This is a genomic window from Streptomyces sp. NBC_01481 (assembly GCF_026339995.1).
Classification (GTDB): domain Bacteria; phylum Actinomycetota; class Actinomycetes; order Streptomycetales; family Streptomycetaceae; genus Streptomyces.
In genome coordinates, this window is sequence record NZ_JAPEPT010000002.1 from 911,189 (window position 1) to 932,218 (window position 21,030).

Here is a 21,030-nt window from a genome sequence, read left to right on the forward strand (position 1 = left end):
TGCGATGTCAGTTGTGGGTGCCACAGTGGGGGAGTGAGCAACACCGTCGCAGGGCAGAGGGGGTGAGGTCGGACCGTGTCCGGTACCGGTTTCGGTGAGTCGCTGGGTGCGCACGCCGCGCGCTCGCGAGCCCTCGCCGTGCTGCGGGTGCGCAGCAGGGCGCTGGCCGTGGCGCTGCTGCCCGCGGCCGTGGCCGTGGTGCTCTTCGCGGGCGATGCCGCGGGGCATATGAGCGGCGGAAGTTGGGACCTGGCGCGCTGGGCCGTGTCGGTCTTCGCGGTGATCGTGCTGCTGCTCGCCGCGGCGGTCGCGGCCGTGATAGTCCGGGCCAGTCCCGCGCTCAGCCCCACCGTCGAGCTCCCGGAGCGCGCGGCCCCGGATCTGTACCGGCTGGTGCGGGACCTGGCCGAGCGCCTGGAGGTCCCCGCGCCGTCCGCGCTGGCGCTCACCCCCGACTGCGACAGCTGGCTCGAGGACCGTACGCACCCCGCCCATGCGCTACCTGGCGGAAGCAGGCGCCGCGGCACCGAAGCGCCGGTGCTGGTGATCGGCTCGCCCTTCCTGTGGTGGATGCGGGTCGCCGAGCTGCGGGCCGTGCTGGCCCCGGTCGTCGCGGGCACGGCACCCTCCGCGCACCCCGACATAGCTGCGGCCCGCCGCTTCGTACGGGGTCTGGACGCAGCGGTCGCGGTCGCGTCCGCCCCGGGTCTGGGACCGATACGCAAGGTGGCGCTCAGCTTCGTCGGCGGGAGCACCCGGCTGCTGCTGCGCAGCTGTCAGGCGCCGGCCTCCGAGATGGAGCGGGGCGTCGCGGCGGCCGCGTCCGAGCGTGCACACGCTGTGGACTACGGCCTGAGGATCGTCGCCCAGGAGCAGGTCGGCCTCGCCTATGCGGGCTGGGACCGGCTGCTGACCCGGGTCGCGCTGCCCGCATGGCGCATGGGCCGCTGGCCCTCGCGCCTCGACGCGGGCGTCGTCTCGGCCCTGACCGAGCTCTCCCGGCGCGACCGTCTTGCCGAGGGCTTCGCCTCCCGGCTCGGCGAGCGCCCCGCCTGCGACCTGCTCGAAGAGCCCGGCGCGATAGACGAGGCCGCGTCGCTGCTGGCCGCCCGCCTTTTCCACGGCGGTCCGGCCGAGGCGGGTCCCGACTGGTCGCCGGTGGACTGGCAGCAGTATCCGGAAGAGGTGGTCGACCGTAAGTGGCGTACGGAAGCGGCTCGCCTCCACAGGGTGCTCGACGATCTGGGCGTACCGCCGTCGACGGGCCCGCACGGGCCGACGCTGACCCGGGTCATGGACCATCTGTCCGGCCGGGGCGCCGAGGTCGGCGAGCTGCTGGCCGCCGGGATCAGCGCGGAGGTCGCCCGCGAGGAGGCCGCGGTCCCCCCGCCCCCCAAGAGCCCCGGTGACGCGCTGAACGGCTGGGGAGCCGACCCGCTTCCGCTCTTCCCGCTGCAGCCGCCCCGTACGGGCCGTGAGCTGCTCGCCGACCATGTGACCGCGATGGTCTGCTGCGCCGCCGTCGACACGGCGGGCGCGGCCCCCGGCCTCGACTGGCTCGACGGCCCGGCGCTGATGATCCATGGTGAACGCCGCACGGATCTGGCCACCCGCGTGCTGAGCCTGACCGAGGACGGCGACGCGGCCCCGCTGCGCAGCTGGCTCTCCACCCTCGGCGTCCGCCCGGAAAAGCCGGTCCGCCTGGTCTGACGGCGTCAGACGACGCGGCAGACGACGGACGACGACGGGCCCCCGCGCCCTCCCGCGCGGGCGATACACCCATCTCGCCCGAAAAGTCCTCTTCCGTTCGCGTCGATTCGCGACGAACGGTGACGGAGTGCGTGCGTTATGTGATGTGCTGGAGACCGGCACTGAACACTGGTGGCGCATCACAGATGATCCGGGGCCTCGAGGGAGGGCGCAGCATGGGGGCGGAGCAGATCCGGCGATGGGAATCGGGCGCCCTCGCCCACGCCGTCACGGACCCCTTCGGCCAGGGCCCCCTGCCCTGGCTCCGGGGCAGCGAGCACTACTTCGACGACACCGGCCAGGTCGTCCCCTGGTACGCCGATCCCGACCGCGGCAGGAGCGCCCGCGGACCCCGCACCGCCGACGACGTACGTCGGCAGATCAAGGGCTTCGCGTCCACGGGCGCGGCCGCCCCCGGCGAGGCGATCGATTTCCACATCACTGTGGACCCGCCCCAGCAGTTTTCGGTCGACGTCTACCGCATCGGGCACTACGCGGGCGACGGAGCGGCCAAGATCACCACCAGTCCGCGCCTCTCCGGCATCGTCCAGCCGCCGCCGCTCGCCGCCGACCGGACCGTCTCCTGCCACCACTGGTGGCTCTCCTGGCGGCTGCAGATCCCGTCCTACTGGGCGATCGGCGCGTATGTCGCCGTGCTCACCACCGCCGACGGCTACCGCTCCCACATCCCCTTCACCGTTCGCGACGACCAGCCCGCCGACCTCCTGCTTCTCCTCCCGGACATCACCTGGCAGGCATACAACCTCTATCCGGAGGACGGCCGCACGGGCGCCAGCCTCTACCACGCCTGGGACGAGACGGGCCGCCTCCTCGGCGAGGAGGACGCCGCCACCACGGTCTCCTTCGACCGTCCGTACGCGGGCGCGGGCCTTCCCCTCCATGTCGGCCACGCCTATGACTTCATCCGCTGGGCCGAGCGGTACGGCTACGACCTCGCCTACGCGGATACCCGCGACCTCCACGCCGGCCGCGTCGACCCCGGCCGCTACCGGGGACTGGTCTTCCCCGGCCACGACGAGTACTGGTCGGCCCCGATGCGCCGCGCCGTCGAGCGCGCCCGCGACCGCGGCACCTCGCTCGTCTTCCTCTCCGCCAACACCATGTACTGGCAGGTCGAGCTCGGCCCGTCGCCCTCCGGCGTCCCCGACCGCCTGCTGACCTGCCGCAAGCGCCGCTGCCCCGGAAAACCGGCCCTGTGGCGCGAGATCGACCGGGCCGAGCAGCAGCTGCTGGGCATCCAGTACGCGGGACGGGTCCCCGAGCCCCACCCCCTGGTCGTACGGAACGCGGATCACTGGCTCTGGGAGGCGACCGGCGCCGACGAGGGCGACAAGCTCCCCGGCCTGGTCGCGGGCGAGGCCGACCGGTACTTCCCGCGCACGGCGCTGCCCGAGCACCAGGGCCGGATCCTGCTCTCCCACTCCCCCTACCGGGACGGCGACGGCGCCACCCGCCACCAGGAGACTTCCCTGTACCGCGCACCCTCGGGCGCGCTCGTCTTCGCCGCAGGCACCTTCGCCTGGTCCCCGGCGCTGGACCGCCCCGGCCATGTCGACACCCGTGTCCAGCGGGCGACGGCGAACCTCCTCGACCGCATCTGCAAGCGCGACTGACCCCATCGGTAAGCGCGACTGACCCCGTACGAGCCGGTCCACCCCGCGTACGGGACAATCGGACAGGTCAGACGTCACCACGGGGAGGAACCGTGTCCGGATTCGTCGAAAAGCCCGAGCCGCTTCAGGTGCCGGGCCTGGTACATCTGCACACCGGCAAGGTGCGCGACCTGTACCAGAACGAGGCGGGCGACCTCGTGATGGTCGCCAGCGACCGCATCTCCGCCTACGACTGGGTGCTGCCCACCGAGATCCCCGACAAGGGGCGGGTGCTCACCCAGCTCTCGCTGTGGTGGTTCGAGCGCCTGGAGGACCTGGTCCCCAACCACGTCCTGAGCACCGGCCTTCCCGACGGTGCTCCCGCCGACTGGGCGGGCCGCACCCTCATCTGCAAGTCGCTGCGCATGGTCCCGGTCGAGTGCGTGGCCCGCGGCTATCTCACCGGCTCCGGCCTCGCCGAGTACAAGGAGTCCCGCACGGTCTGCGGCCTCGCGCTTCCCGAGGGCCTGAGCGACGGCTCCGAGCTCCCGGCCCCGATCTTCACGCCCGCCACCAAGGCAGCCGTGGGCGATCACGACGAGAACGTCAGCTACGAGGAAGTGGCCCGCCAGGTCGGCGCGGAGACCGCCGCCCTGCTGCGCCAGTCGACCCTCGCCGTCTACGGCCGGGCCCGTGACATCGCCCGCGACCGGGGCATCATCCTGGCGGACACCAAGTTCGAGTTCGGCTTCGAGGGCGACGAGCTCGTCATCGCCGACGAGGTGCTGACCCCCGACTCCTCCCGCTTCTGGCCGGCGGCCTCCTGGGAGCCGGGCCGCGCCCAGCCCTCGTACGACAAGCAGTACGTCCGCGACTGGCTGACCTCGCCCGCCTCCGGCTGGGACCGCAAGAGCGAGCAGCCGCCGCCGGCCCTCCCCCAGGAGATCGTCGAGGCGACCCGCGCCAAGTACCTCGAGGCGTACGAGCTGCTGACGGGCACGAGCTGGTCGTAGACACGAAGAAGGCCCCGGTCGCGATGACCGGGGCCTTCTCCACTCTGAGCGGACGACCAGGTTCGAACTGGCGACCTCAACCTTGGCAAGGTTGCGCTCTACCAACTGAGCTACGTCCGCATGCGCTGTCGCGCGGGGACCACTATACCCAACCTCGCTCGCGAGCGAGACGCACCGCGGTATGCCGGTTCTCGGCCCCCAGCTTGGAGGCGGCCGACGAGAGGTAGTTCCGCACGGTGCCCTGCGACAGCGAGGCCCGCTCCGCGATCTCCGCGATCGGCGCCCCGTCCGCCGCCAGCTCCAGCACCTCGGCCTCCCGGACGGTCAGCGGAGAGTCCCCCGCGGAGATCGCGTCGGCCGCCAACTCGGGGTCCACATAGCGGTTTCCGGCGTGCACGCTGCGGATGATCTCCGCCAGCCGCCGGGCGCTGAGCGTCTTCGGCACGAAGCCCCGCACGCCCGCTGCCAGCGCTCTTTTGAGATGTCCGGGCCGCCCGTGGCTCGTCACGATCATCGTCCGGCACCCGGGCAGTTCGGCCCGCAGCGATGTGGCCACGCTCACACCGTCCGGGGAGGGCATCTGGAGATCGAGGACCGCGACATCGGGCCGGTGCGCCCGCGCCATGGCCAGGGCCTCGGTCCCGGAAGCGGCCTCGGCGACGACCACGAGATCGTCTTCGAGGGCGAGCAGCGCGGCGAGCGCGCCCCGGATGAGATGTTCGTCGTCGGCGAGCAGGACCCGTACGGGTGTCGTCGTCATCGTTCCTCCCGGGGAAGCGGCACCTTGGCCGTGAGCTGGAAGCGGCCCTCGCCCGCCGGGCCCGCGTCGAGCGAGCCGTCCAGTGCGGTGAGCCGCTCCCGCAGCCCGGCGAGTCCGGAGCCGCCCGCGCCGCTGCGGGGCTCGGGCGCCCCGTCGTTCTCCACGACCAGCACCGCGTGATCCCCGGCTTCCTCCAGCCGGATCACACAGCGCGCCGCGTCCCCGTGCCGCAGCACGTTGGTCGTCGCCTCCCGCACGACCCAGCCGAGCGCCGACTGGATCCGGACCGGCAGCTCCCCGCCCATGCCGCCCTCGATCCGGCAGTCGATCCCAGCCGCCTCCAACACCCCCTGCGCGCCCTGGAGTTCGACGCCGAGATCGACCTCGCGATAGCCGTGCACCAGCTCCCGTATCTCCTGCTGCGCCTCACGGGCCATCCGCTGCACCTCGACCATCTGGTCCGCCGCCTCGGGCCTGCCGCGCCGGGACAGCTGCACCGCGAGCTCGCTCTTGAGCGCGATCACGGCGAGATTCCGGCCGAGGACGTCGTGCATGTCCCGTCCGAACCGCAGCCGCTCCTCCGCGACGGCCAGCCGCGCCTGGACATCACGGGCCTCCCGCAGTTCCCACATCACCGCCAGCACCCACATGGACACGCGGGCCGTGAAGGCCAGCCATCCGTTCGTGAAGCCGACACTCACCACGGTGAGCAGCACCTCGTCGGCCGTGCGGCCCGTCAGCGGGACGAGACCGCAGATCACGGCCAGCACCGCCAGCTGGATCAGGCCCGTGGTCCGATTGCGTACGAGCAGACAGTGGACGGTGAGGAACGGCGCGAGCGCCGCCGCCAGCATCGTCGGCAGCAGTCCCGTCAGATCGGCCGTCGACGCAAGCACCACCACGGCGGCCGTCGTCGCGGCCGTCACCGCCGCGGCCCACAGGACCAGCCTCCGGGGCACCTGCCCCTGGCCCAGATAGGCGTCCATCGCGTGCCGGGCCATGCGTCCGCAGAACACCCCCTCGGCCACCGCGAGCAGCATGGCGGCCGCGACCAGCAGTTGCCCGCCCGTGCTCACCGGCCGGGCCATCAGCAGCAACCCCAGCCCGAGAACCCCGACCCACACGATCAGATACACCGTGCCGCGTGTGTACAGGTCGACTTTGGCCAGCCCGCTGCGAGCGCTCCACCCCTTCACCCGCACCCCCCATGGTCGTGTCTTCAAAGTCCCGTCTGCCTGGCGGCGTCTGGCACGCACTCCCCCGTAGCCCTACGGGCACGGGAGGTGCCCCCATGCTGCGTTGCGTCAGTCGCCGACGCTCCGCGTGGACTCGTTCCTCCGCCTTGCGATCGCACGCACCAGACGCCGCCAGGCCCGCCCTGCGGGCGGACGACGCTACTTTGAAGACACTCCCTAGCGTCTCGGCTCCCAGCGGAACCACCGCTGCACAGCAAACACCGCAAGCCCCGTCCAGGCCAGTGCGTTCAGCGTGGCACCGAGGAGGTCGGACGTCTGCGCCCCACCCAGCCAGCCGGCCCGTACCAGCTGCATCACCCCCGTCAGCGGCAGCAGTTCGCACACGGAGGCCACCTTCTGCGGCAGCGCCTCCAGCGGTATGAACGGGCCCGAGCCGATCATCGAGACCAGGAACACCGGCAGGGTGGTGATCTGCGCGCTCTCCACGGTCCTGGTGTACGCGGACGTCGCCGCGGCCAGCGCGGTCATCAGCACCGTCCCCGACAGCGCGCCCGCCAGGAGGAGTTCGGGCCGCTCGGGCGCCTTCACCCCGAGCAGCGCGGCCCCGGCGGCGACCATCAGCGCGCACTGCGCGAGCGCCAGGACGGCCGCGGGCAGCGCGATCCCGGTGAGGATCTCCGGATCCGTAGCCTCGCCGGTACGCAGCCGCTTGAGCACGAGCGCCTCGCGCCGGGCCGTGTACGCCGAGACGAGGTTGGAGTAGACGACCAAGATCAGCGTCATCCCGATGCCGCCGGTCATAGCGGCCTCGGCCACACTCATCCCGGTCTCCTCGGGATCCCACGGGTCGAGCGAGACCTTGATCGCCCCGATCATCGCCACGGGCACGAACAACGCCACGAACAGCGCCGAGTGATTGCGTACGAGCAGGGTCAACTCGGCCCGTCCGAGCGCCTTCAGCCGTCCGGAGGCACCCACCTCTTTGGTCCTCATCGGGCGTCCACCAGCCCTTCCTGCTGCTGGGCGATGTCGAGGAAGGCCTCTTCGAGCGTGGCCGACCGGGCGTCGAGCGCTTCCAGCCGTACGTCCGACTCCCGTGCCCACTGCAGCAGTTCACCGAGCGCCTGCTGCAGCCGGTGCGTACGGATCTCGATGCGCCGGCCGTCCGCCGCCGCCCGCAGCGAGAGCGGCAGCCGTCCCGCCGCCACCCCCTCGGGCAGGACGAACCGGATGCGCGCCGGCCGGGCCGCCGTCACCTCGGCGGGGGTGCCCGTGCTCACGATCCGCCCCCGGTGCATGATCGCCAGCCGGTCGGCCAGGGACTCGGCCTCCTCCAGATAGTGCGTCGTCAGCAGCACGGTCGTGCCACCCTCGCGCAGCGCCCGCACCAACTCCCAGGTGTCGCAGCGCCCTTCCGCGTCCAGGCCGGTCGTCGGCTCGTCGAGAAAGAGCACCTCGGGCCGCCCGAGCAGTGCCAGCGCCAGATCCAGCCGCCGCCGCTCGCCGCCCGACAGCTGCTTGACCCGTACGCCGGACCGCTCGCCGAGCTTCACGAGCTCCAGCGCCTCAGTGGTCGGCCGGGCCCCACTCGTGCACCCCGCCCACATCCGGGCCGTCTCGGCCACCGTCAGGTCGGAGGGGAAGCCGCCCTCCTGCAGCATCACGCCGATCCTGGGCCGGACGGCGGCTCGCTCGCGGTACGGATCGTGACCGAGGACCCGCACCCGTCCGCCGTCGGGCGCGGCGAGGCCCTCCAGCAGCTCGACCGTGGAGGTCTTGCCCGCGCCATTGGTCCCGAGCAGGGCGAAGACCTCGCCGCGCGCCACGGAGAAGGAGATGCCGGTCACTGCCTCGAAGCCGCCGGCGTAGGTCCGCCGCAGCTCCTCGGCCTCGATGACGTACTGGTCTCTGGTCATGACTCAAGGCTCGGGCCGGCCGGGTCCGCCCGGCAGTGCGGGCTGTCACCGCTGTCCATGACAAATGTCATCGGGGCCGGTGCATACATGGGCGCATCCGAAGGGCACACACGAACACGAAGAAGGCCCCGGTCATATCGACCAGGGCCTTCACTCTGAGCGGACGACGAGATTCGAACTCGCGACCCTCACCTTGGCAAGGTGATGCTCTACCAACTGAGCCACGTCCGCATTGCTGCCGCTCAGCTCTCACTGGGCGGTGCGTCCACCACTCTACCTGATCCACAACCGTGGCCGGTAAAGCGATGCAGAGCGGGTGACAGGAATTGCACACTGCGCCTTCCCCCTGGAAGGGGGATGTTCTACTACTGAACTACACCCGCACGCTGCGTGAGGTCGGGCCGTGCGGCCTCGCCCCTCGGCGTGCTCCAGACTCTAGCCGAACAGCGGGGGTGCAGTGCAACTCGGATCTGCGAGCGCTCTCGGCCGACCTCTCAACTGGCCTCGCGGAAGGCCGCGTAGACCGCCTTGGGGATCCGTCCGCGGGCCGGCACGTCCATCTTGTTGGACTGCGCCCACGCCCGCACGGCCGCCGGGGCGGGCTCGAGCGAGGTGTGCCGGTAGGAGACGCGGGACTTGTCACGCTTCCCGGCGTTTGTCTGCTTTCGGCCTGCCGCCATGTAGGGGGCCAGCGCCTTGCGCAGTTTCTTTGCATTGGAGGGGTTGAGGTCGATCTCGTACGACTTCCCGTCCAGTGCGAACGCGACCGTTTCCGCCGCTTCTCCGCCGTCGATGTCGTCGGAGAGCGTGACCACTACTCGCTGAGCCACGGATATCGGTCCTTTCCCTGCGGTATCACCGGTTCTGACAGGCGTACCGACATGCGGTGATACCGGATTTCCGGCCGGTGAGGGGCAATGGTGCTTTCCTCTGTATTCCTTTGTACAGCGGTTCGCACTGCATTGTGAAGCCCAGCCAATTACATGCGCGTGTCCGATGCAATGGCGTGCGGGATTCTTTCCCGGGATTTTCCCTGGACGTTCTCCGGATATCTACCCGCGTAGATTTTTCGGGCGGGTACGCTGAGGGAACCGCCCTCGCAACACACCACCGGGAGTGCCCGTGGCACGCGTCGTAGTCGACGTCATGCTCAAGCCCGAGATCCTCGACCCCCAGGGACAGGCAGTTCAGCGCGCACTGCCGCGTCTCGGATTCGACGGAATCTCGGACGTACGTCAGGGAAAGCGCTTCGAGCTGGAGGTGGAGGGGCCGGTCGACGAGGCCGCCCTCGCCCGCATCCATGAGATGGCCGAAACGTTCCTCGCCAACACCGTCATCGAGGACTTCGTCGTAAAGGTGGAATCGTGACCGCTCGTATCGGAGTCGTCACTTTCCCCGGCACGCTCGACGACCAGGACAGCCTGCGCGCCGTCCGCCTCGCGGGCGCCGAGCCCGTCTCGCTCTGGCACCGCGACAAGGACCTCAAGCAGGTCGATGCCGTGGTCCTCGCCGGAGGTTTCTCCTACGGCGACTATCTGCGCGCCGGAGCCATCTCCCGGTTCTCGCCGGTGATGGAGACGATCATCGACCAGGCCAGGGCGGGCATGCCGGTTCTCGGTATCTGCAACGGCTTCCAGATCCTCACCGAATCGCATCTGCTGCCGGGCGCCATGCTCCGCAACAACCATCTGCACTTCATCTGCCGTGAGCAGAAGCTGCGGGTGGAGACGAGCGGGACGGCCTGGACCGCGGACTACACCGACGGTCAGGAGATCCTGATCCCGCTCAAGAACATGGACGGGCGGTACGTCGCCGACGAGCGCGTGCTCGACGAGCTGGAGGCCGAGGGCCGCGTCGCCTTCCGCTACCTGGACTTCAACCCGAACGGCTCGCTGCGTGACATCGCCGGCATCACCAACGCCGCGGGCAATGTCGTCGGCCTGATGCCGCACCCGGAGCACGCCGTCGAGCCGCTCATCGGCACGGGCCGCACCGACGGGCTCGGTTTCTTCACCTCGATCCTCAAGAAGCTGGTCTCCCTGTGAGCGACGCACGCGTGGCCGCCGGGCTGCAGACGAAGAAGCAAGCCGCACCTCTGCGCCGCGCGGGCGGAGAAGCGAAGGAAAGGGCCGCAGCATGAGCCTGGATACGGTCAAGCACGCGGCCGGGACCCCGGACGTCGAGCAGCCCTGGAAGGAACTCGGCCTCAAGCAGGACGAGTACGAGCGTGTCCGCGAGATCCTCGGCCGCCGGCCCACCGGCGCCGAGCTCGCCATGTACTCCGTCATGTGGTCCGAGCACTGCTCGTACAAGAGCAGCAAGGTCCACCTGAAGCAGTTCAGCGAGAAGAAGCCCGAGAGCGACGCGATGCTCGTCGGGATCGGCGAGAACGCCGGTGTCGTCGACGTCGGCCAGGGCTACGCGGTCACCTTCAAGGTCGAGTCGCACAACCACCCCAGCTACATCGAGCCCTACCAGGGCGCGGCCACCGGCGTCGGCGGCATCGTCCGCGACATCCTCGCGATGGGCGCCCGCCCGGTCGCGGTCGTCGACCCGCTGCGCTTCGGCGCCGCCGACCACCCCGACACCAAGCGTGTCCTGCCGGGTGTCGTCGCGGGCATCGGCGGCTACGGCAACTGCCTGGGCCTGCCGAACATCGGCGGCGAGGTCGTCTTCGACGAGTGCTACCAGGGCAATCCGCTGGTCAACGCGGGCTGTATCGGCGTGATGAAGCACGAGGACATCCACCTCGCGCAGGCGTCGGGCCCCGGCAACAAGGTCATCCTGTACGGCGCCCGCACGGGCGGCGACGGCATCGGCGGCGTGTCCGTCCTGGCGTCGGAGACCTTCGAGTCGACCGGTCCCGCCAAGCGCCCCGCCGTCCAGGTCGGCGACCCCTTCCAGGAGAAGCTCCTCATCGAGTGCACGCTCGAGATCTTCAAGGAGCAGCTGGTCGCGGGCATCCAGGACCTCGGCGGCGCCGGTCTGTCCTGCGCCACCTCCGAACTGGCGAGCGCCGGTTCCGGGGGTATGCGCGTCGAGCTCGACACCGTCCCGCTGCGTGATGCGACCCTCTCGCCCGAGGAGATCCTCATGAGCGAGTCGCAGGAGCGCATGTGCGCGATCGTCGAGCCCGGCAAGGTCGACCGCTTCATGGAGATCTGCGAGAAGTGGGACGTCATCGCCACCGTCATCGGTGAGGTGACCGAGGGCGAGCGGCTGGAGATCTTCTGGCACGGCGAGCAGATCGTCGACGTACCGCCGCGGTCCGTCGCGCACGAGGGCCCGACGTACCACCGTCCGTACGCCCGTCCGCAGTGGCAGGACGCGCTGCAGGCCGACGACGCGAACAAGCTGCCCCGGCCGGCGGGCTCCGAGGAGCTGCGTGAGCAGGTCCTCGCCCTGGTCTCCTCGCCGAACCAGGCGTCGAAGTCCTGGATCACCGATCAGTACGACCGTTTCGTGCAGGGCAACACCGTGCTGGCCCAGCCCGAGGACGCGGGCATGATCCGGATCGACGCGGAGTCGAACCTGGGTGTGGCCATGGCGACCGACGGCAACGGCCGGTACACCAAGCTCGACCCCTATACGGGCGCGCAGCTCGCGCTGGCGGAGGCGTACCGCAATGTCGCCGCCTCCGGTGCCAGGCCGCTCGCCATCTCGGACTGCCTGAACTTCGGCTCGCCCGAGGACCCGGACGTCATGTGGCAGTTCGCCGAGGTCACCCGCGGCCTCGCGGACGGCTGCCTGCAGCTCGGCACCCCGGTCACCGGCGGCAATGTCTCCCTCTACAACCAGACCGGCGAGGTCGCGATCCACCCGACGCCCGTCGTGGCCGTCCTCGGTGTCATCGACGACGTCAACCGCCGCACCCCGATCGCCTTCGCGGAAGAGGGCCAGCTCCTCTACCTGCTCGGCGACACGCGTGAGGAGTTCGGCGGCTCGGCCTGGTCCCAGGTGATCCACGACCACCTCGGCGGACTGCCGCCGGCCGTGGACCTGGACCGCGAGAAGCTGCTCGGCGAGATCCTGATCTCGGCCTCCCGCGACGGCATGATCGACGCGGCGCACGATCTGTCGGACGGCGGCCTGATCCAGGCGGTAGTCGAGTCGTGCCTGCGCGGCGGCACGGGTGCGCGGCTGATCGTCCCGGACGGGCTCGACGCCTTCACCTTCCTGTTCAGCGAGTCGGCCGGCCGTGCGGTCGTGTCCGTCCCGCGCAGCGAGGAGCTCCGCTTCAACGACATGTGCGGGGCGCGGGGTCTGCCCGTGACACGTATCGGTGTCGTGGACGGGGACGAAGTGGATGTGCAGGGCGAGTTCAGCATCGCGCTGAGCGAGCTCCGTACGGCTCACGAGGAGACCATCCCGGGTCTGCTGGTCTGACGCACAACTGCTGTGGGAGCCCCCGTCCGGACCCTTTCGGGCGGGGGCTTTCGCGGCCTGTGCGGCTGTCGTACCCACCCTTTACTGTCGGTCTCATGCCACCGGCCAAGAAGCGCACCCGCAGCTACGACTCCGCCAAGATCCGCGGCGCCGTTCTCGCCCAGTTCGCGCACGTACAGCGCGCGGTCGGCACTCTCACGCCCGAGCAGCTCGCTCTGCCCACCCGGCTCGGGGACTGGACGGTGCGTGACCTGGCGGGGCACATCGCCATGGCGGTCGACACGGTCGTGCGGACCTACGCGAACCCCGCGCCCGCCGCGGTGGAAGTCGAACTGCTGGACTGGCCGTTCGCGACGGCCAAGCACGCCGGGAGCGTCTCCGAGGACACCAAGAAGATCGCGGCGATTGCCGAGCCCCCGGAGCTGTACGCCCGGACCGCGGCCCGGCTCGCCGAGCTGCTGGCCATCGCCTCCGACGACCGGCTGCTCGCCGCCCGCGTCGGCGCGATGCGGTTCGGCGACTACCTGGTCACCCGTACCGTCGAACTCATCGTCCACACCGACGACTTGAACGACGCCACCGGGCTCGGCATCCCCTGCGACCGGCAGGCGCTCGCCACCTGCACCCGGCTGCTCGCCGACGCGCTCGCGGTGAAGGCACCGGGCGCATCCACCGAGGTACGGGTGCCGCCGTTCGCCGTCGTGCAGTGCGTCGAGGGCCCCCGGCACACCCGGGGCACCCCGCCCAATGTCGTCGAGACCGATCCGCTGACCTGGATCCGTCTCGCCACCGGGCGTACGGGATGGGCCGAGGCGCTCCACGCGGCGAAGGTCAGCGCGAGCGGCGAGCGTGCCGATCTCTCGGGGTTGCTCCCGATCCTGGGCTGAACGCGGCAGGGGGAAGGCGAGGGGGGTGTGGGGGAACCAGAGCCACAGCAGGCCCGTCAGATCGGTATGCGCAACCAGCTGAGCATTCCTGTCACCGCCCTGGCGCTGCTCGCCCTCGCGGCCTGCGGCACGGAAACGGGTTCCGGATCCGGCACCGGCGACGCCGGCGCGTCGGTCTCGACCGATGTGCCGCTCACCGGCGTCCACTGGTCCGTCGACAGCGTGACCGTCGACGGGAAGAAGTCCGCTGCCCCCGAGGGCGCGCATGTCGAGATCACCTCCAAGGGCCGCGCCCAGGGCAGCTACGGCTGCAACGGCTTCGGCGCCGACGTGAAGGTCGCCGGCGACACGATCACCGTGGGCAATGCCGTGCAGACCGAGATGGCCTGCGACAAGGGCCGCATGGCCTTCGAAGACGCGCTGCGGGCCGCCTTCTCCGGCAAGCTCAAGGCGAAGATCACAGACGGGAAGCTCACCCTGACCACCGACAAGGGCGACTCCATCGCCCTCAGCGCCCAGAAGCCGGCTCCGCTGGTGGGCACCAAGTGGACCGTGAACTCCCTGGTGACCGGCGACACGGCGTCCTCGATGCCCGCCGGCACGGAGAAGAACGCGTACATGACCTTCGCCAAGGACGGTTCCGTACGCGGCAGCCTCGGCTGCAACACCTTCACCAGTACCGCGAAGATCTCCGGCTCCACGATCACCTTCGACCGGCTCGCCACCACCCGGAAGATGTGCACCGGCACGGCGGCGATGGTGGAGAGCCACCTGCTGAAGGTCCTCAAGGGCAAGGTGACGTACAAGATCGACTACCGCACTCTGTCCCTGACCGCGGAGAACGGCAAGGGACTGGCCGCGACGTCGACGCCCGCCCGGTTGGAGAAGTGATCAGCCGGGTCCGGGAGCGCGCCAGGTGTGACATGGGCAACCCCGATGTTGCCCCTGGCTCCCGCGCAGCGGGTTCCCCGCAGACGAATCCCGGCCTTCCCGGTGCCGAGGAGCGGGGGCTGCCGGTCGCGGCGACAGGTCGCGCCTACGACGCGGGCCAGGTCAACGCGTCGGCGCTCCGGCAGCGTGACGGTCCGGTCACCAAGAGACGCATGGTCGAACAGCGCGCCGGACCATCCTCCGCGCGAGTCCCCTGCGTATCCCCAATTCGGACCAGTGGTCGATCTCGCCTACACTCGGTGCCGTGCCACGTGGTGACGGACGACTCAACCACGACCTGCTCCCCGGTGAGAAAGGCCCCCAGGACGCTTGCGGCGTCTTCGGTGTCTGGGCCCCGGGCGAAGAGGTCGCGAAGCTCACTTACTTCGGGCTCTACGCCCTCCAACATCGAGGCCAGGAATCCGCGGGAATCGCGGTGAGCAACGGCTCCCAGATCCTCGTCTTCAAGGACATGGGCCTGGTCTCCCAGGTCTTCGACGAAACCTCTCTCGGTTCCCTCAAGGGTCATATCGCGGTCGGTCACGCCCGCTACTCGACCACGGGCGCCTCCGTGTGGGAGAACGCCCAGCCGACCTTCCGGGCCACCGCCAACGGCTCGATCGCGCTCGGCCACAACGGAAACCTCGTCAACACCGCCCAGCTCTCCGAGATGGTCGCTGCTCTCCCCAAGGAGAACGGCCGGTCCACTCAGGTCGCCGCGACCAACGACACCGATCTGGTCACCGCCCTCCTCGCGGGCCAGGTCGACGGCGACGGCAAGCCGCTCACCATCGAGGCGGCCGCCGCCAAGGTGCTGCCGGATGTGCTGGGCGCGTTCTCGCTGGTCTTCATGAACGAGAGCACCCTGTACGCCGCCCGCGACCCGCAGGGCATCCGCCCGCTCGTCCTCGGCCGCCTGGACCGCGGCTGGGTCGTCGCGAGCGAGTCCGCCGCCCTCGACATCTGCGGCGCCACTTATGTTCGCGAGATCGAGCCGGGCGAGCTCATCGCCATCGACGAGAACGGCCTCCGCACCTCCCGCTTCGCAGAAGCGAAGCCCAAGGGCTGTGTCTTCGAGTACGTCTACCTGGCTCGCCCCGACACCGACATCGCCGGCCGGAACGTCTATCTCTCCCGTGTGGAGATGGGCCGCAGGCTCGCCAAGGAGGCCCCGGTCGAGGCCGATCTGGTGATAGCGACACCCGAGTCCGGCACCCCCGCCGCCATCGGTTACGCCGAAGCCAGCGGCATCCCCTACGGCTCCGGCCTGGTGAAGAACGCCTACGTCGGCCGCACCTTCATCCAGCCGTCCCAGACCATCCGCCAGCTCGGCATCCGCCTCAAGCTGAACCCCCTCAAGGAAGTCATCCGGGGCAAGCGCCTGGTCGTCGTCGACGACTCGATCGTCCGCGGCAACACCCAGCGCGCCCTGGTCAAGATGCTCCGCGAGGCCGGCGCCGCCGAGGTCCACATCCGGATCTCGTCCCCGCCGGTGAAGTGGCCCTGCTTCTTCGGCATCGACTTCGCCACCCGCGCCGAGCTGATCGCCAACGGCATGACGATCGAGGAGATCGGCAGCTCGCTGGGCGCGGACTCGCTCTCGTACATCTCCATCGACGGCATGATCGAGGCGACCACCATCGCCAAGCCGAATCTGTGCCGCGCCTGCTTCGACGGCGAGTACCCGATGGATCTTCCCGATCCCGAGCTGCTCGGTAAGCAGCTTCTGGAGACCGAGCTGGCGGGCGGTTCCGATGCCGCCGACGCGCTCCGTCGTCCGTAACCCCCGCAGTACGACACGAAAGCTCCCAGCAATGACCGCTGAATCTTCCGAGCGTGCTGAGCACGCGGGCACCGGTGCCAGCTACGCGGCCGCGGGCGTCGACATCGAAGCGGGCGACCGCGCCGTCGAGCTGATGAAGGAGTGGGTGAAGAAGACCCGGCGCCCCGAGGTTCTCGGCGGCCTCGGCGGTTTCGCCGGTCTCTTCGACGCCTCCGCCCTCAAGCGGTACGAGCGCCCGCTGCTCGCCTCCGCCACCGACGGTGTCGGCACGAAGGTCGATCTCGCCCGCAGGATGGGTGTGTACGACACGATCGGCCACGACCTCGTCGGCATGGTCGTCGACGACCTGGTCGTCTGCGGCGCCGAGCCGCTCTTCATGACCGACTACATCTGCGTCGGCAAGGTCCACCCCGAGCGGGTCGCCGCCATCGTCAAGGGCATCGCCGAAGGCTGTGTGCTGGCGGGCTGCGCCCTGGTCGGCGGCGAGACCGCCGAGCACCCCGGCCTTCTCGGCGAGGACGACTTCGATGTCGCGGGCGCCGGTACGGGCGTGGTCGAGGCCGACCACCTGCTGGGCGCGGATCGTATCCGTACGGGTGACGCGGTCATCGCGATGGCGTCTTCCGGCCTTCACTCCAACGGGTACTCGCTGGTCCGCCATGTCCTGTTCGAGCGGGCCAAGATGTCCCTGGACCAGCAGGTCGAGGAGTTCGGCCGGACGCTGGGCGAGGAACTGCTCGAGCCCACCAAGATCTACTCGCTGGACTGCCTGGCGCTCACCCGGACCACCGAGGTGCACGCTTTCAGCCATGTCACCGGCGGCGGTCTTGCCAACAACCTCGCCCGGGTGATCCCGGACAATCTGCACGCGGTCGTCGACCGGTCGACCTGGACCCCCGGCGCCGTCTTCGATCTCGTCGGCACGGCCGGCGACGTCGAGCGACTGGAGCTGGAGAAGACGCTCAACATGGGCGTGGGCATGATCGCCGTCGTCCCCGAGGAGTCGGTGGACGCGGCGCTGACCACGCTCGCGGACCGCGGCGTCGACGCATGGGTCGCCGGAGAGATCACCGACCGTGGCGAGCGCACCACGGGCGCCGAACTCACCGGCACGTATGCGGACTAAAGGCGCCGCGAGCTGAACAGCACAGAACCCGGTCCGAGGGCAGCCCCGGACCGGGTCGGTGTGTCTAGTGCAACGTCAAGCGCCGCGGCGCTGTTGCGACGACGGACCGGACTCGTCGTCCTCGTCCTCGTCGTCGTTGTACAGATCCGCGTACTGTGCGTACGGGTCGTCTTCCTCGTCGTCGTCCTCGAACGGCTCGCCGTTCGGAGGCTGACTCGAAGTCGATGCGCCCAGCTCGTTGGCCAGACGCGACAGGTCAGTCCCGCCGCTGTTGTACTTCAGCTGGCGGGCGACCTTTGTCTGCTTGGCCTTGGCCCGGCCGCGCCCCATGGCTCGACCCCCTCGGTGACGGGGCTCGACGGCCCCAGAGTCTTGACACGCGTTCATGATTCGGAACGGGCTCTCCGTGGAGAGACCGGTCCGTAGGGCTTCAACGGTACCTGCTTCCGCGGCCATACGGTACGCCGCCCGCATGACGCGCCTCTTCGCAGAACCCGCGAGGAGCCCCGTCCTCGCTGGTCAACTGCGATTTTAACCTGTTCTTGGCAGTCGACCCGCCGACCGGGGTGAGTCTTCTCTCCCGGGGCGGCGGGCCGAGGTCCGGCGAGGATCAGCGGCGGCGGGCTTCCGCCATGCGCTGTTCGGCGATCCGGTCGGCCGCCGCGGCCGGCGGAATGCCGTCGTCCTTCGCACGTGCGAATATTGCAAGCGTGGTGTCGAAGATCTTCGCGGCCTTCGCCTTGCAGCGGTCGAAGTCGAAGCCGTGCAGCTCGTCGGCGACCTGGATCACGCCACCGGCGTTCACCACGTAGTCGGGGGCGTAGAGGATCCCGCGGTCCGCGATGTCCTTCTCCACGCCCGGGTGCGCGAGCTGGTTGTTGGCCGCGCCGCAGACGACCTTCGCGGTGAGCGCGGGCACGGAATCGTCGTTCAGGGCGCCGCCGAGCGCGCAGGGGGCGTAGACGTCCAGGCCCGCCGTGCGGATCAGGGCGTCCGTGTCCGCGACGGCCGTGACCTGCGGGTGCTTGTCGAGGATCCGGCGTACGGACTCCTCACGCACATCCGTGATCACGACCTCGGCGCCGTCCTTGAGCAGATGCTCGACCAGATGGTGGCCGACCTTGCCGACGCCCGCGATGCCGACCTTGCGGCCGTGCAGCGTCGGGTCGCCCCACAGGTGCTGGGCCGAGGCCCGCATGCCCTGGAAGACGCCGTAGGCGGTCAGCACGGAAGAGTCGCCGGCACCGCCGTTCTGGGGCGAGCGCCCGGTGGCCCAGCGCGTCTCGCGGGCCACGACGTCCATGTCCGCGACATACGTACCGACGTCGCAGGCGGTGACATAACGGCCACCGAGAGAGTCCACGAACCGGCCATAAGCCAGCAGCAGCTCATCAGTCTTGATCGTTTCGGGGTCACCGATGATCACGGCCTTGCCGCCGCCGTGGTCGAGCCCGGCCATGGCGTTCTTGTACGACATCCCCCGGGAGAGGTTCAGCGCGTCGGCAACGGCCTCTTCCTCGGACGCGTACGGATAGAAACGGGTGCCGCCGAGGGCAGGGCCCAGGGCGGTCGAGTGGATGGCGATGACGGCTTTCAGCCCGGAGGCGCGGTCCTGGCACAGCACGACTTGCTCGTGGCCGCCCTGGTCCGATCGGAACAGGGTGTGCAGGACGCCGTCGGTCACATCGGTCACGGTGGTGACTCCCAAGTACGAAGCGGCGGATGCGGACCTTCCTGTGGGTGGGGAAGGCCCAGTTGGGACAGAGGGTAAGTCCTACGCGCGCGTAGATCCGACCCAGTGCTGAGGATCACCCCCTGGCGGAGTACCGGCGTGGAAGGATTTGCCCCATGCCAGCGCTGTCCTCGGTCCTTGTCCCGTATGCGGCCTACCTGCGGGTGTACGAGCCGCTGGCGGCCTTTCCCGAGCCGGAGCGTGGCCACTGGGCCCGCTACGCCCGCCGGGAGCGCACCCCCACCGCGCAGGACGAACTACGGAGATCGCTTGCCGACTTGCTGCCCACACCGCCGGTCCCGGTGCCGGTCCACGAGAGCGGTGACGCCTTCGTCACGGAGGTGGACGGGGTGGTCTGCGTCTGCCCGTGGCGGACGCGGCTGCGCGGCTGGCTGGCGCTGGAGGAACTGGCGGAGCAGCTGCCCGCGCCGCTGCTCGACGCGGCGCTGCCCCCGGTGGTGCGCGGGCAGGCGGCCGCGGACTACGAGCAGTGGCGCGAGCGCAACCCCGACGCGCGGCCGTGGATCAGGACGGCGGTCTGGCAGGTGCCGGTGCGCTGGTTCGCGCTCTTCTCGGACGACGAGCGCCAGTACGAGCCGGCCGGGCCCGCGGCGGCCGTGCTGCGCTACCGGACGCCGATGGTGCAGGCCAGGCGGCGGGTGGCGCGGGCGCTGAAGACGCTGCGGGAGACGCTCGACGAGGGGCGGCTGACCGAGGGCCTGGTAGATGTGGGGCGGTGGCTGGAGGAATTCCATCCGCGTTCCCTGGTCGAGCTGGACTACGGCGGCCTGGTGCACGCGCTGACAGGACCGCAGCTCGCCGACGACCGGTCGGCCGCGGATCTGGCCGAGGGGATCGCCGCGCTGCGGGCCGGGGACGGCGAGGGCGCGGGCGAGGCGTACGCGCGCCTTGTGGATCGCTGGCGGGCCGTGAGGGACCTTCAGTTCGCCAACTGAGCGTTTCTGGGGACCATTGAGCCTCATGGAAGCCATCGGTCCAGGACGTAGGTCCCTATCCGGGCCTTTGTCTCAAGCGTGACGGACGGCACTTACTGCGCTCTTGCGCCCATCACCTACCCTCGTGTCAAAATAGGACAAGGAGTCCGGGGAGGGCTCCTTCCGTCCAACTATGGGCGGAATACTCGGCATTGCGCTCTACGGGGGGTCTGACGACTCCTGATCGCTCTGTGACTGATCGTCACTGTGACGTGACTGTCCGCTATGGCATGGTCCATCGGCCTTCCGCCGCTGTTGGACACTCAGAGGGCAATTCCGTCGGTTTGGCCGACGTGGCTGGACAGATGGTGTAGTTGTAGTGCCGAGGACAAGCCGTTCGTCCTATAACCGACTCGGCCCGCGTCCGCCATTTCGGGCAACGCGGGTCAAGGTGCAGAATTTAGAGGAAAGAACCGAGAAGGTTCGGTTCTCCCGAGGAGGCCGCTCATGACCGCTCGCACCCCTGATGCCGAGCCGCTGCTGACCCCGGCTGAGGTTGCCACGATGTTCCGCGTGGACCCGAAGACGGTGACCCGCTGGGCGAAGGCAGGCAAGCTCACGTCCATCCGCACGCTCGGTGGACATCGTCGGTATCGCGAGGCTGAGGTCCGCGCACTGCTTGCGGGTATTCCGCAGCAGCGCAGCGAGGCCTGAACACCCCATTTGATCGGGCATTTCCGGGACCCCCATCCCGGTAAGCCCCCCTATAGCTCCACATGACGGGCGTCTGCCCCAACGGACACCTTCGTCATTGATCGCGCTGGACTCCGCCGGGTCCAGCGCGATTTTTTTTGTGCCCGGGGAGGTGTGGCGGGTGGCCGGCCGGGGGACCCTGGGGGCCCGATGGCCGGAAGGGTGGGGAGGTGCTCGGAAGGTGGTGCAATTGCACATATTAAATTGGTCGGTTGTAGGCAGGGGGTAAATTCCCCCGTTCGGGAAACCTG

19 protein-coding genes and 3 tRNA genes are annotated in these 21,030 nt (G+C 69.8%); 12 read left to right on the forward strand and 10 right to left on the reverse strand.

What is annotated here, in order from left to right; translation table 11 throughout:
- Positions 1-75: 75 nt before the first annotated feature.
- The 3 genes from OOK40_RS14830 to OOK40_RS14840 all read left to right on the forward strand — a co-directional run bounded on the left by OOK40_RS14830 (position 76) and on the right by OOK40_RS14840 (position 4,375).
- Positions 76-1,710: a hypothetical protein gene (locus tag OOK40_RS14830; protein ID WP_266480867.1), complete on the forward strand. Its 1,635-nt coding sequence runs from the start codon at positions 76-78 to the stop codon at positions 1,708-1,710.
- A 215-nt stretch (positions 1,711-1,925) separates the two neighbouring features.
- The gene (locus tag OOK40_RS14835) at positions 1,926-3,383 is read left to right on the forward strand and encodes a N,N-dimethylformamidase beta subunit family domain-containing protein (RefSeq protein ID WP_266480869.1); all 1,458 of its coding nucleotides are present in this window, start codon (positions 1,926-1,928) and stop codon (positions 3,381-3,383) included.
- A 92-nt stretch (positions 3,384-3,475) separates the two neighbouring features.
- Positions 3,476-4,375: a phosphoribosylaminoimidazolesuccinocarboxamide synthase gene (locus OOK40_RS14840; protein WP_266480872.1), complete on the forward strand. Its 900-nt coding sequence runs from the start codon at positions 3,476-3,478 to the stop codon at positions 4,373-4,375.
- 47 nt (positions 4,376-4,422) lie between these two features.
- Here OOK40_RS14840 and OOK40_RS14845 read toward each other — a convergent pair.
- The 8 genes from OOK40_RS14845 to OOK40_RS14880 all read right to left on the reverse strand — a co-directional run bounded on the left by OOK40_RS14845 (position 4,423) and on the right by OOK40_RS14880 (position 9,077).
- Positions 4,423-4,495 (reverse strand) — tRNA-Gly (locus tag OOK40_RS14845).
- Between the two features lie 22 nt (positions 4,496-4,517).
- Entirely contained in the window at positions 4,518-5,135 is a 618-nt protein-coding gene (locus tag OOK40_RS14850) for a response regulator transcription factor (protein WP_266480873.1), read from the reverse strand.
- The gene (locus OOK40_RS14855; RefSeq protein ID WP_266480875.1) at positions 5,132-6,331 is read right to left on the reverse strand and encodes a sensor histidine kinase; all 1,200 of its coding nucleotides are present in this window, start codon (positions 6,329-6,331) and stop codon (positions 5,132-5,134) included. Before OOK40_RS14855 ends, OOK40_RS14850 begins: the two co-directional genes overlap by 4 nt.
- 216 nt (positions 6,332-6,547) lie before the next feature.
- A complete protein-coding gene (locus OOK40_RS14860; RefSeq protein WP_266480876.1) occupies positions 6,548-7,324 on the reverse strand; it encodes an ABC transporter permease in 777 nt (258 codons plus the stop codon).
- Positions 7,321-8,247 (reverse strand): ABC transporter ATP-binding protein, encoded by a 927-nt coding sequence (locus OOK40_RS14865; protein ID WP_266480878.1) that lies wholly within the window; start codon positions 8,245-8,247, stop codon positions 7,321-7,323. The genes OOK40_RS14860 and OOK40_RS14865 overlap by 4 nt, the downstream gene beginning before the upstream one ends.
- Positions 8,248-8,405: 158 nt before the next feature.
- Positions 8,406-8,478, reverse strand: a tRNA-Gly gene (locus OOK40_RS14870).
- Between the two features lie 80 nt (positions 8,479-8,558).
- Positions 8,559-8,630, reverse strand: a tRNA-Gly gene (locus OOK40_RS14875).
- Positions 8,631-8,741: 111 nt separating this feature from the next.
- Positions 8,742-9,077: an Lsr2 family protein gene (locus OOK40_RS14880; protein ID WP_266480880.1), complete on the reverse strand. Its 336-nt coding sequence runs from the start codon at positions 9,075-9,077 to the stop codon at positions 8,742-8,744.
- Positions 9,078-9,369: 292 nt separating this feature from the next.
- Between OOK40_RS14880 and purS the strand changes: the two genes are divergently transcribed.
- The 7 genes from purS to purM all read left to right on the forward strand — a co-directional run bounded on the left by purS (position 9,370) and on the right by purM (position 17,359).
- Entirely contained in the window at positions 9,370-9,615 is a 246-nt protein-coding gene (purS, locus tag OOK40_RS14885) for a phosphoribosylformylglycinamidine synthase subunit PurS (protein WP_266480883.1), read from the forward strand.
- Complete coding sequence (gene purQ / locus OOK40_RS14890; protein WP_266480885.1) at positions 9,612-10,292, forward strand: phosphoribosylformylglycinamidine synthase subunit PurQ; 681 nt, start codon at positions 9,612-9,614, stop codon at positions 10,290-10,292. Before purS ends, purQ begins: the two co-directional genes overlap by 4 nt.
- A gap of 91 nt (positions 10,293-10,383) precedes the next feature.
- Positions 10,384-12,633 (forward strand): phosphoribosylformylglycinamidine synthase subunit PurL, encoded by a 2,250-nt coding sequence (gene purL / locus OOK40_RS14895; RefSeq protein WP_266480888.1) that lies wholly within the window; start codon positions 10,384-10,386, stop codon positions 12,631-12,633.
- A 95-nt stretch (positions 12,634-12,728) separates the two neighbouring features.
- On the forward strand, positions 12,729-13,520 hold the full coding sequence (locus OOK40_RS14900) for a maleylpyruvate isomerase family mycothiol-dependent enzyme (protein ID WP_266480891.1): 792 nt from the start codon (positions 12,729-12,731) through the stop codon (positions 13,518-13,520).
- 66 nt (positions 13,521-13,586) lie between these two features.
- Complete coding sequence (locus tag OOK40_RS14905; RefSeq protein ID WP_266481747.1) at positions 13,587-14,411, forward strand: META domain-containing protein; 825 nt, start codon at positions 13,587-13,589, stop codon at positions 14,409-14,411.
- Between the two features lie 304 nt (positions 14,412-14,715).
- Positions 14,716-16,233 (forward strand): amidophosphoribosyltransferase, encoded by a 1,518-nt coding sequence (purF, locus tag OOK40_RS14910; protein ID WP_266480893.1) that lies wholly within the window; start codon positions 14,716-14,718, stop codon positions 16,231-16,233.
- Positions 16,234-16,264: 31 nt separating this feature from the next.
- The gene (purM, locus tag OOK40_RS14915; protein ID WP_266480897.1) at positions 16,265-17,359 is read left to right on the forward strand and encodes a phosphoribosylformylglycinamidine cyclo-ligase; all 1,095 of its coding nucleotides are present in this window, start codon (positions 16,265-16,267) and stop codon (positions 17,357-17,359) included.
- Positions 17,360-17,434: 75 nt separating this feature from the next.
- Here purM and OOK40_RS14920 read toward each other — a convergent pair whose 3' ends face one another.
- Together OOK40_RS14920 and OOK40_RS14925 are read right to left on the reverse strand one after the other, a co-directional pair.
- Positions 17,435-17,689: a DUF3073 domain-containing protein gene (locus OOK40_RS14920; RefSeq protein WP_005315345.1), complete on the reverse strand. Its 255-nt coding sequence runs from the start codon at positions 17,687-17,689 to the stop codon at positions 17,435-17,437.
- 280 nt (positions 17,690-17,969) lie between these two features.
- The gene (locus OOK40_RS14925) at positions 17,970-19,052 is read right to left on the reverse strand and encodes a Glu/Leu/Phe/Val dehydrogenase dimerization domain-containing protein (RefSeq protein ID WP_266480902.1); all 1,083 of its coding nucleotides are present in this window, start codon (positions 19,050-19,052) and stop codon (positions 17,970-17,972) included.
- Between the two features lie 155 nt (positions 19,053-19,207).
- Here OOK40_RS14925 and OOK40_RS14930 point away from each other — a divergent pair, with 155 nt between their 5' ends.
- Together OOK40_RS14930 and bldC are read left to right on the forward strand one after the other, a co-directional pair.
- Complete coding sequence (locus OOK40_RS14930) at positions 19,208-20,047, forward strand: hypothetical protein (RefSeq protein WP_266480905.1); 840 nt, start codon at positions 19,208-19,210, stop codon at positions 20,045-20,047.
- Between the two features lie 486 nt (positions 20,048-20,533).
- A complete protein-coding gene (bldC, locus tag OOK40_RS14935) occupies positions 20,534-20,740 on the forward strand; it encodes a developmental transcriptional regulator BldC (protein ID WP_003949541.1) in 207 nt (68 codons plus the stop codon).
- Positions 20,741-21,030 lie beyond the last annotated feature (290 nt).

Excerpts from the sequence above, each read along its gene's own strand:
- OOK40_RS14835 (WP_266480869.1), top strand. The coding sequence starts at position 1,926 with ATGGGGGCGGAGCAGATCCGGCGATGGGAATCGGGCGCCCTCGCCCAC.
- OOK40_RS14850 (WP_266480873.1), bottom strand. The coding sequence starts at position 5,135 with ATGACGACGACACCCGTACGGGTCCTGCTCGCCGACGACGAACATCTC.
- OOK40_RS14860 (WP_266480876.1), bottom strand. The coding sequence starts at position 7,324 with ATGAGGACCAAAGAGGTGGGTGCCTCCGGACGGCTGAAGGCGCTCGGA.
- OOK40_RS14865 (WP_266480878.1), bottom strand. The coding sequence starts at position 8,247 with ATGACCAGAGACCAGTACGTCATCGAGGCCGAGGAGCTGCGGCGGACC.
- purL (WP_266480888.1), top strand. The coding sequence starts at position 10,384 with ATGAGCCTGGATACGGTCAAGCACGCGGCCGGGACCCCGGACGTCGAG.
- OOK40_RS14900 (WP_266480891.1), top strand. The coding sequence starts at position 12,729 with ATGCCACCGGCCAAGAAGCGCACCCGCAGCTACGACTCCGCCAAGATC.
- OOK40_RS14905 (WP_266481747.1), top strand. The coding sequence starts at position 13,587 with ATGCGCAACCAGCTGAGCATTCCTGTCACCGCCCTGGCGCTGCTCGCC.
- purM (WP_266480897.1), top strand. The coding sequence starts at position 16,265 with ATGACCGCTGAATCTTCCGAGCGTGCTGAGCACGCGGGCACCGGTGCC.
- OOK40_RS14920 (WP_005315345.1), bottom strand. The coding sequence starts at position 17,689 with ATGGGGCGCGGCCGGGCCAAGGCCAAGCAGACAAAGGTCGCCCGCCAG.
- OOK40_RS14930 (WP_266480905.1), top strand. The coding sequence starts at position 19,208 with ATGCCAGCGCTGTCCTCGGTCCTTGTCCCGTATGCGGCCTACCTGCGG.
- bldC (WP_003949541.1), top strand. The coding sequence starts at position 20,534 with ATGACCGCTCGCACCCCTGATGCCGAGCCGCTGCTGACCCCGGCTGAG.